Origin of the sequence: Arthrobacter sp. SRS-W-1-2016, from assembly GCF_002009585.1 — a bacterium.
In the GTDB taxonomy this organism is placed as follows: Bacteria; Actinomycetota; Actinomycetes; order Actinomycetales; family Micrococcaceae; genus Arthrobacter; species Arthrobacter bambusae_A.
The window spans coordinates 54,156-60,735 of sequence record NZ_MTPV01000009.1; the positions used below are offsets into that span (position 1 = coordinate 54,156).

At 62.2% G+C, this 6,580-nt stretch carries 4 protein-coding genes and 9 tRNA genes; 11 read left to right on the forward strand and 2 right to left on the reverse strand.

The features are described from left to right. Positions 1-37 precede the first annotated feature (37 nt). Positions 38-919, reverse strand: a complete 882-nt coding sequence (locus tag BMF89_RS02330) for a cytochrome (RefSeq protein WP_078105471.1) — start codon at positions 917-919, stop codon at positions 38-40. Positions 920-1,105: 186 nt separating this feature from the next. On the opposite strand from BMF89_RS02330, the gene BMF89_RS02335 reads away from it, so the two are divergent. The 3 genes from BMF89_RS02335 (at position 1,106) to acs (ending at position 5,058) form a co-directional block, all read left to right on the forward strand. Next, positions 1,106-2,254: a GGDEF domain-containing protein gene (locus tag BMF89_RS02335; protein ID WP_078105472.1), complete on the forward strand. Its 1,149-nt coding sequence runs from the start codon at positions 1,106-1,108 to the stop codon at positions 2,252-2,254. 143 nt (positions 2,255-2,397) lie between these two features. Next, positions 2,398-3,072, forward strand: a complete 675-nt coding sequence (locus tag BMF89_RS02340) for an acetate uptake transporter family protein (protein WP_078105473.1) — start codon at positions 2,398-2,400, stop codon at positions 3,070-3,072. A 6-nt stretch (positions 3,073-3,078) separates the two neighbouring features. Then, complete coding sequence (gene acs, locus BMF89_RS02345) at positions 3,079-5,058, forward strand: acetate--CoA ligase (RefSeq protein WP_078105474.1); 1,980 nt, start codon at positions 3,079-3,081, stop codon at positions 5,056-5,058. An 81-nt stretch (positions 5,059-5,139) separates the two neighbouring features. Here the strand turns inward: acs and BMF89_RS02350 are convergent. Then, positions 5,140-5,214 (reverse strand) — tRNA-Val (locus tag BMF89_RS02350). Between the two features lie 236 nt (positions 5,215-5,450). Here BMF89_RS02350 and BMF89_RS02355 point away from each other — a divergent pair. The 8 genes from BMF89_RS02355 to BMF89_RS02390 all read left to right on the forward strand — a co-directional run bounded on the left by BMF89_RS02355 (position 5,451) and on the right by BMF89_RS02390 (position 6,395). Next, a tRNA-Gly gene (locus BMF89_RS02355) sits at positions 5,451-5,523 on the forward strand. 55 nt (positions 5,524-5,578) lie between these two features. After that, positions 5,579-5,649, forward strand: a tRNA-Cys gene (locus tag BMF89_RS02360). 41 nt (positions 5,650-5,690) lie between these two features. Beyond that, positions 5,691-5,765 (forward strand) — tRNA-Val (locus BMF89_RS02365). Positions 5,766-5,819: 54 nt separating this feature from the next. Next, positions 5,820-5,892: transfer RNA gene (locus BMF89_RS02370), tRNA-Gly, on the forward strand. Positions 5,893-5,940: 48 nt separating this feature from the next. Continuing rightward, positions 5,941-6,015 (forward strand) — tRNA-Val (locus BMF89_RS02375). Between the two features lie 54 nt (positions 6,016-6,069). Then, positions 6,070-6,142: transfer RNA gene (locus BMF89_RS02380), tRNA-Gly, on the forward strand. Positions 6,143-6,190: 48 nt separating this feature from the next. Then, a tRNA-Val gene (locus tag BMF89_RS02385) sits at positions 6,191-6,265 on the forward strand. A gap of 54 nt (positions 6,266-6,319) precedes the next feature. Further along, positions 6,320-6,395: transfer RNA gene (locus BMF89_RS02390), tRNA-Gly, on the forward strand. Positions 6,396-6,580: the final 185 nt, after the last annotated feature.

The following is a 6,580-nucleotide window of genomic DNA, read 5'->3' on the forward strand; positions in this document are numbered from 1 at the left end:
TCACGATCGGCGAAGCTTCGGTCCCGGCAAAAGGGGCCTAGGCCAGTTTAGTTGAGCCTGCGGGTGCCGTGGCGGCAGGGTACGACGGCGGAGCCACAGGGAGCAGCGCCGTTCCGGCTGCGGCCACGTCGGCAGACATCTCCCACACTCTCTTCAAGGCGCAGAACTTCCACCAGTGGTGTTTGAGGACGTCCGGGTTGGCCCGCTGGGGACGCACTTCGGTCTCGCCGATAGCCACCGCGAGGAGAACCGGGTTTTCACCGTATTTCCAAGGTTCCCACTCCCCTGCCACTGGATCCACAAGGCTCTCCTCGGCTTTCATTCCCGCGACAAGCTGCATCACCACCTTGTCGTCGAGGGGCTTCACCGTTCCATCGCGGGTGGTGCCTTTGGTCTTGTAGTCGATCAGGCAAACCCTGCCATTGATTTTGGCCACGAGGTCCAGGGTTCCGGCGTAGCCCACGCTGGCGTTCCACACGGTGATCTCGGGCGCGATGGGTTCCACCCGGTACAACTCCCACCATTCATCGAAGCGGGCCGCGAACGCTTCCTCTCCGTTTGAAACGAGATCATCGAGTGTTTCCTTCACGCGGTGCGGGCGTCCGAGGGCGCGGAGGGCCACTTGCTCGCAGTAGTTGTGCACGCGGTCTCCGCGGCGCGCAGCGTCGTCCCGGTACACCTCCGCTGCCTTGGCTGCTTTGTTGACTGCCTGCCTCAACTTGGCAGGACTGGAAAGGTGCTGCGGGAGTTCGGGATCTTTCGCCAAGCTGCTGGCACCCATGTAGCCGAACCAGCCGTCCAGGGAATGGGCCTGCTGGCCGATCACCGTGGTGATGGAAGGAACCGAGAAGGCCTCGGACGTGGACCGGGCATACATCCGGCCGTATTCGGTGGCATGGGCAAGCAGTGGATCTGTCATGGGAAAACTCTTTCACACACCGCTGACAGGAAGACGCGGAGCCTTTGTGGCCGACCACGGGACGTCCCGGGCGCGCTGTTAGCGCGCTATTTAACGCGCTATTTAACGAGACCGTACGCATGGTGCACTTGGTTCTGTGACTCACGGTGCCATAATTGGTCACGTCCTCGGCTACGGGAGCAAATCTTGGTCCTCGATATAACAACTCTGCGAGTCGCCCTTGGCGTTGTCGCCCTGACGCTGCTCCTTTTGTTCTATGCATCCTTCAGGCGCACGCGATCGTCGTACAACGGGTGGTGGTGCATCGCACTCCTGTGCTTCCTGGCTGGAAACCTGGCCTTCCTCCTCAACGGGACGCCGCATCAAGTCTGGGCGAATCCCTCGGGGAACGTCCTGTTGGTGGCGGGCGCGCTCAGCGTGTGGACCGGCGCCCGGTCCTTGAGGATGCTGCCGCCCCCCAAATGGCAGTTTGCTACTGCGTGTGGAGTCACGACCCTTGCCTCCGTGTTGGAGAGCCCCGGTTACAACACCTGGTCCGGAGGCTTGGTATATCTGGGGTTCATGACGCTGGGCATCGCTTTGGCGTCCCGCGATCTGTGGCGCCTGGATTCCAGCTACTCCCATGTGCACAAGTCGATGGCCTTGGCCGCCGGTTTCCTTGCCGCCTACTATTTTTGCCGCCTTGCCGTTTACCTCGTCGAAGGTCCCACCGGCCCGACCTTCCGTATGTATTTTGGCCCGTCGATTGCCAGCCTCGTCACGCTGGTACTCCTGGTTGCCGTGTCCTTCAGCATGACCGCCCTCAGCAACGATCAGCTGATCAACCGGCTCAGTGAGCGCGCTGCCCGCGACAACCTGACCGGGCTTCTCAACCGTGGCACTTTCATGGACCTGGCCACCCAGGAACTCGAGCGCCTCCACGCTTCAAGCTCGGTCGCTTCCTTGATCCTGGCCGACCTGGACCACTTCAAGGCGATCAACGATGAGTACGGCCATGCCGCCGGCGACGCCGCGCTGCAGGCATTCGCGGCTGCGTGCAACGAGTCGGTACGATCCACCGACCTGGTCGGACGATACGGGGGCGAAGAGTTCATCCTGCTTTTGCCGGGAGCCAGCCAGGAACGGGCCGAAAGCATCGCGGCCGACATCAATCGTGCCTTGGCGGCAAGCAAAGACCTCGAGGACATCCACATTCCTACCGTGAGTTACGGAGTCACCTCCACCGGGTTCGACGCCGTCGACCTCACCGCGATGATTGCCGCTGCAGACACGGCCCTCTACGAAGCCAAGTCACTCGGAAGGAACAGGGTGGTCAGGGCAGCGCCCCGCGGATAACGGCAAAGCTCCCCCGCGTGTGACTTACATCACACGATACTGTGATTTGAACCACATAGGGTTTCGATTGTGACTTGCATACTCAGGTGTAACCTGATATGCGACACCAGTGATGGTGCTGGTGCTGACCAAGGAGTCGTGCCATGAGTATCGAATCAAGTTCTGCCGCGGGAACCACCCCGGCCGATAGTGGTCACCGGGCTGGAAACCCCCTCTCAGCCCAGAGTGTTGCGGCATCCCCGCAGGCGAGCGCCAGTCCCCCGTTTGCCGATCCTGCAGCCTTGGGTTTGGGCGCATTCGCGTTGACCACTTTTGTCTTGAGCGTCGTCAATGCCGGCCTGATCGCCAAGGGCGACGAACCCGTGGTCCTTGGGTTGGCTCTCTTCTACGGCGGCCTCGCACAGTTCGGCGCCGGGATCTGGGAATTTGCCAACCGCAACGTCTTCGGCGCGACAGCCTTCTGCTCGTACGGGGCGTTCTGGCTGTCCTTCTGGTTCCTGGCCCAGTTCAGCGCGGCCGGCCTTCCACCGGCGGACGCCGGCAAGGGCGTCGGCCTCTACCTGCTGGCGTGGGCCATCTTCACCGCATACATGACCATTGCCGCGTGGCGTGTCAGCATGGGCGTCTTCGCGGTTTTCGTTGCCCTGACCCTGACCTTCATCGCCCTGTTCATCGGCGCCTTCGCCGCGTCCGCCGCCATGACGATGCTCGGCGGCTGGCTGGGCATTGTGACTGCGCTCATCGCTTGGTACTGCTCCCTCGCGGTGGTCGCGAACTTTACGTTCAAACGAGTCCTGCTTCCCGTGGGACCACGGTGACCGGTGATGGCCGACTACCCGACAGAACCGGATGAAACCCTCGCAAACCTGCTGCACGAACAACGGCGATTCCCCCCGGAAGCCGGCTTTACCGCCCAAGCCAACGCCACGGCGTCGGACTATGAAGAGGCCGACGCCGACAGGCTGGCTTTCTGGGCGAGGCAGGCGGAGCGGCTGGACTGGTCGCAAAAATGGTCAGAGGTCCTGGACTGGTCCAACCCGCCATTCGCCAAATGGTTCGTCGGGGGCAAGCTGAATGCAGCCTACAACTGCCTGGACCGGCATGTCGTCGCCGGCCGCGGAGACAAAATCGCCTACTACTTCGAAGGGGAAGGCGGAGATACCCGCACCATCACCTATGCCCAGCTCACGGACATGGTCTGCCAGGCAGCGAATACGTTGACTGATTTGGGCGTCACGGCAGGAGACCGGGTGGCCATCTACATGCCGATGATCCCGGAGACCATCGTGGCGATGCTGGCTTGCGCCCGGATCGGGGCTCCGCACACTGTCGTCTTCGGCGGGTTCTCCGCGGACGCCCTGCGGACGCGGATCCACGACTGCGACGCCCGGATCGTCATCACCTCCGACGGCGCCTACCGCCGCGGCAAGGCAACCGGGCTGAAGCCCGCCGTCGACGAGGCCCTGCTGGACTGCCCGGACGTCCGCAACGTCCTCGTGGTCCGACGCACAGGCCAGGAGATCGACTGGATCCAGGGGAGGGATATCTGGTGGCATGAGTCGGTTGAGTTGGCGTCCACTGACCACCAGGCCGAAGCTTTCGATGCCGAGCATCCGCTGTACGTGATGTACACCTCGGGGACAACCGGCAAGCCCAAGGGCATTCTGCACACCACCGGCGGCTACCTCACGACATGCGCCTACACGCATTGGGCTGTGTTCGACCTGAAAGCTGCCTCCGACATTTTCTGGACAGCAGCGGACATCGGATGGGTCACCGGGCACAGCTACATCGTGTACGGTCCCCTGGCCAATGGCGCCACCTCCGTGCTGTACGAAGGGACTCCCGATACCCCGCACCAAGGCCGCTGGTGGGAAATCATCGACAAGTACAAAGTTTCGATTCTCTATTGCGCCCCCACCGCGATCCGCACGTTCATGAAGTGGGGCGCCCAGATACCGGCAAAGTACAGCCTCGGGAGCCTGCGTGTGATCGGGACGGTGGGCGAGCCGATCAACCCGGCAGCGTACATCTGGTACCGGGAAAACATCGGGCACAACCGCACTCCCGTTGTGGACACCTGGTGGCAGACCGAGACCGGGTCCATCATGATCAGTCCGCTCCCTGGAGTTACGGCGGGCAAACCGGGTGCCGCCATGAAAGCGCTGCCCGGGATCGTGGCCGACGTCGTGGATGACGCGGGGGCGCCGGTTGCCAACGGTTCCGGCGGCTATCTGGTGTTGAAGGCGCCGTGGCCCTCCATGCTGCGCACCATCTGGGGCGACGACGAGCGGTACGTGGAGACCTACTGGTCACGGTTCCCGGGTCTCTACTTCACAGGAGACGGCTCGAAGAAGGACGAGGACGGAGATATCTGGCTTCTGGGCCGGGTCGACGATGTGATGAACGTGGCTGGGCACCGGCTCTCGACGACGGAAATCGAATCGGCACTGGTTTCGCATGCGAAAGTCGCGGAAGCCGCCGTCGTCGGCGCCACCGACGAAACCACGGGGCAAGCGATCGTCGCCTTCGTCATCCTCCGCAGCGAGGCGGGCGACGGCGGCCCGGAAGTGGTGCAGGAGCTGCGTGAGCATGTTGCCAGGGAAATCGGCAAAATCGCCCGGCCCCGCCAGATCATGGTCGTGGCTGAACTGCCCAAGACCCGGTCCGGGAAGATCATGAGGCGGCTGCTCAAGGACGTCGCACAGGACCGGCCGATCGGGGATGTCACGACCTTGGCGGATTCGTCGGTCATGGACCTGATCAAGGCCGGGATGCCGGGAGGAGCTGGAGGGCAGCGCTAACCTGTGGCATCCGCTGGCACCCGGACAACAAAAGGGAGCCCCTCCGGCCTGCGTTTCCGCGGCCGGAGGAGCTCCCTTTCCTGGTGGGCGATACTGGGTTCGAACCAGTGACCTCTTCGGTGTGAACGAAGCGCGCTACCACTGCGCCAATCGCCCGTGCACAAGAAGACTAACCGACCCCGGCCGGAATTCAAAAATCGGGGCAACCACCGCGAAAATGCGTGTGAATCACATTGGTGTAACTCGCAAAATCCGCGCCAATTCAAGGAACTAACGCTCATTGCGTACGATTCGGGCAGATCGATTTGGAGTTTCCCGGAACCTCCTATAGAGTTTTTACTCGTCGGAAAGCGACGGAATGCCCCCTGCGGACAGGCCGTCCAAGAAGACATGCGGACGTAGCTCAGCTGGTAGAGCACCACCTTGCCAAGGTGGATGTCGCGAGTTCGAATCTCGTCGTCCGCTCGCAGGACACTGTCACGGCATTGAGTTCTTGGAACCTCAGGAATCGTGCTTACACGGTGGGTTGGCCGAGAGGCGAGGCAGCGGCCTGCAAAGCCGTATACACGGGTTCGAATCCCGTACCCACCTCGGTGAAAACCTTGGTTTCCGGTCCAGGCCGGATTGCATTTGGGCGATTGGCGCAGCGGTAGCGCGCTTCCCTGACACGGAAGAGGTCACTGGTTCGATCCCAGTATCGCCCACCAAGGCAAGGCAACTTGCTTGTTGATGAAGGTCCGGCCCGCCGGAACGCATCATGTGCGGACGTAGCTCAGCTGGTAGAGCACCACCTTGCCAAGGTGGATGTCGCGAGTTCGAATCTCGTCGTCCGCTCTCGTATTTTAAGGTCCCGGCAACGGGCCGGCCGGCTTATGCCGATCCGGGCGATTGGCGCAGCGGTAGCGCGCTTCCCTGACACGGAAGAGGTCACTGGTTCGATCCCAGTATCGCCCACCAAGGCAAGGCAACTTGCTTGTTGATGAAGGTCCGGCCCGCCGGAACGCATCATGTGCGGACGTAGCTCAGCTGGTAGAGCACCACCTTGCCAAGGTGGATGTCGCGAGTTCGAATCTCGTCGTCCGCTCTCGTATTTTAAGGTCCCGGCAACGGGCCGGCCGGCTTATGCCGATCCGGGCGATTGGCGCAGCGGTAGCGCGCTTCCCTGACACGGAAGAGGTCACTGGTTCGATCCCAGTATCGCCCACCAAGGCAAGGCAACTTGCTTGTTGATGAAGGTCCGGCCCGCCGGAACGCATCATGTGCGGACGTAGCTCAGCTGGTAGAGCACCACCTTGCCAAGGTGGATGTCGCGAGTTCGAATCTCGTCGTCCGCTCCACTCCCCTATCCCGGCCCGGTTCCACTGGCCTAAAGCAGGGACATCTATTCAAGCAGCTCCGCCGGAGCTGCTTTTTTTGTGCCCTGGACGCTCGCCTACGGGGTCCGCGGGTTATAGGACAAAACGTGTGTAAATCCCGGGCGCGTCATGATCGTCCTGCCCAGCCTGTGCGGTGCCAGAGTCCT

Coding starts and splice junctions, on each gene's coding strand:
- BMF89_RS02340 (WP_078105473.1), top strand. CDS start 2,398: ATGAGTATCGAATCAAGTTCTGCCGCGGGAACCACCCCGGCCGATAGT.
- BMF89_RS02330 (WP_078105471.1), bottom strand. CDS start 919: ATGACAGATCCACTGCTTGCCCATGCCACCGAATACGGCCGGATGTAT.
- acs (WP_078105474.1), top strand. CDS start 3,079: ATGGCCGACTACCCGACAGAACCGGATGAAACCCTCGCAAACCTGCTG.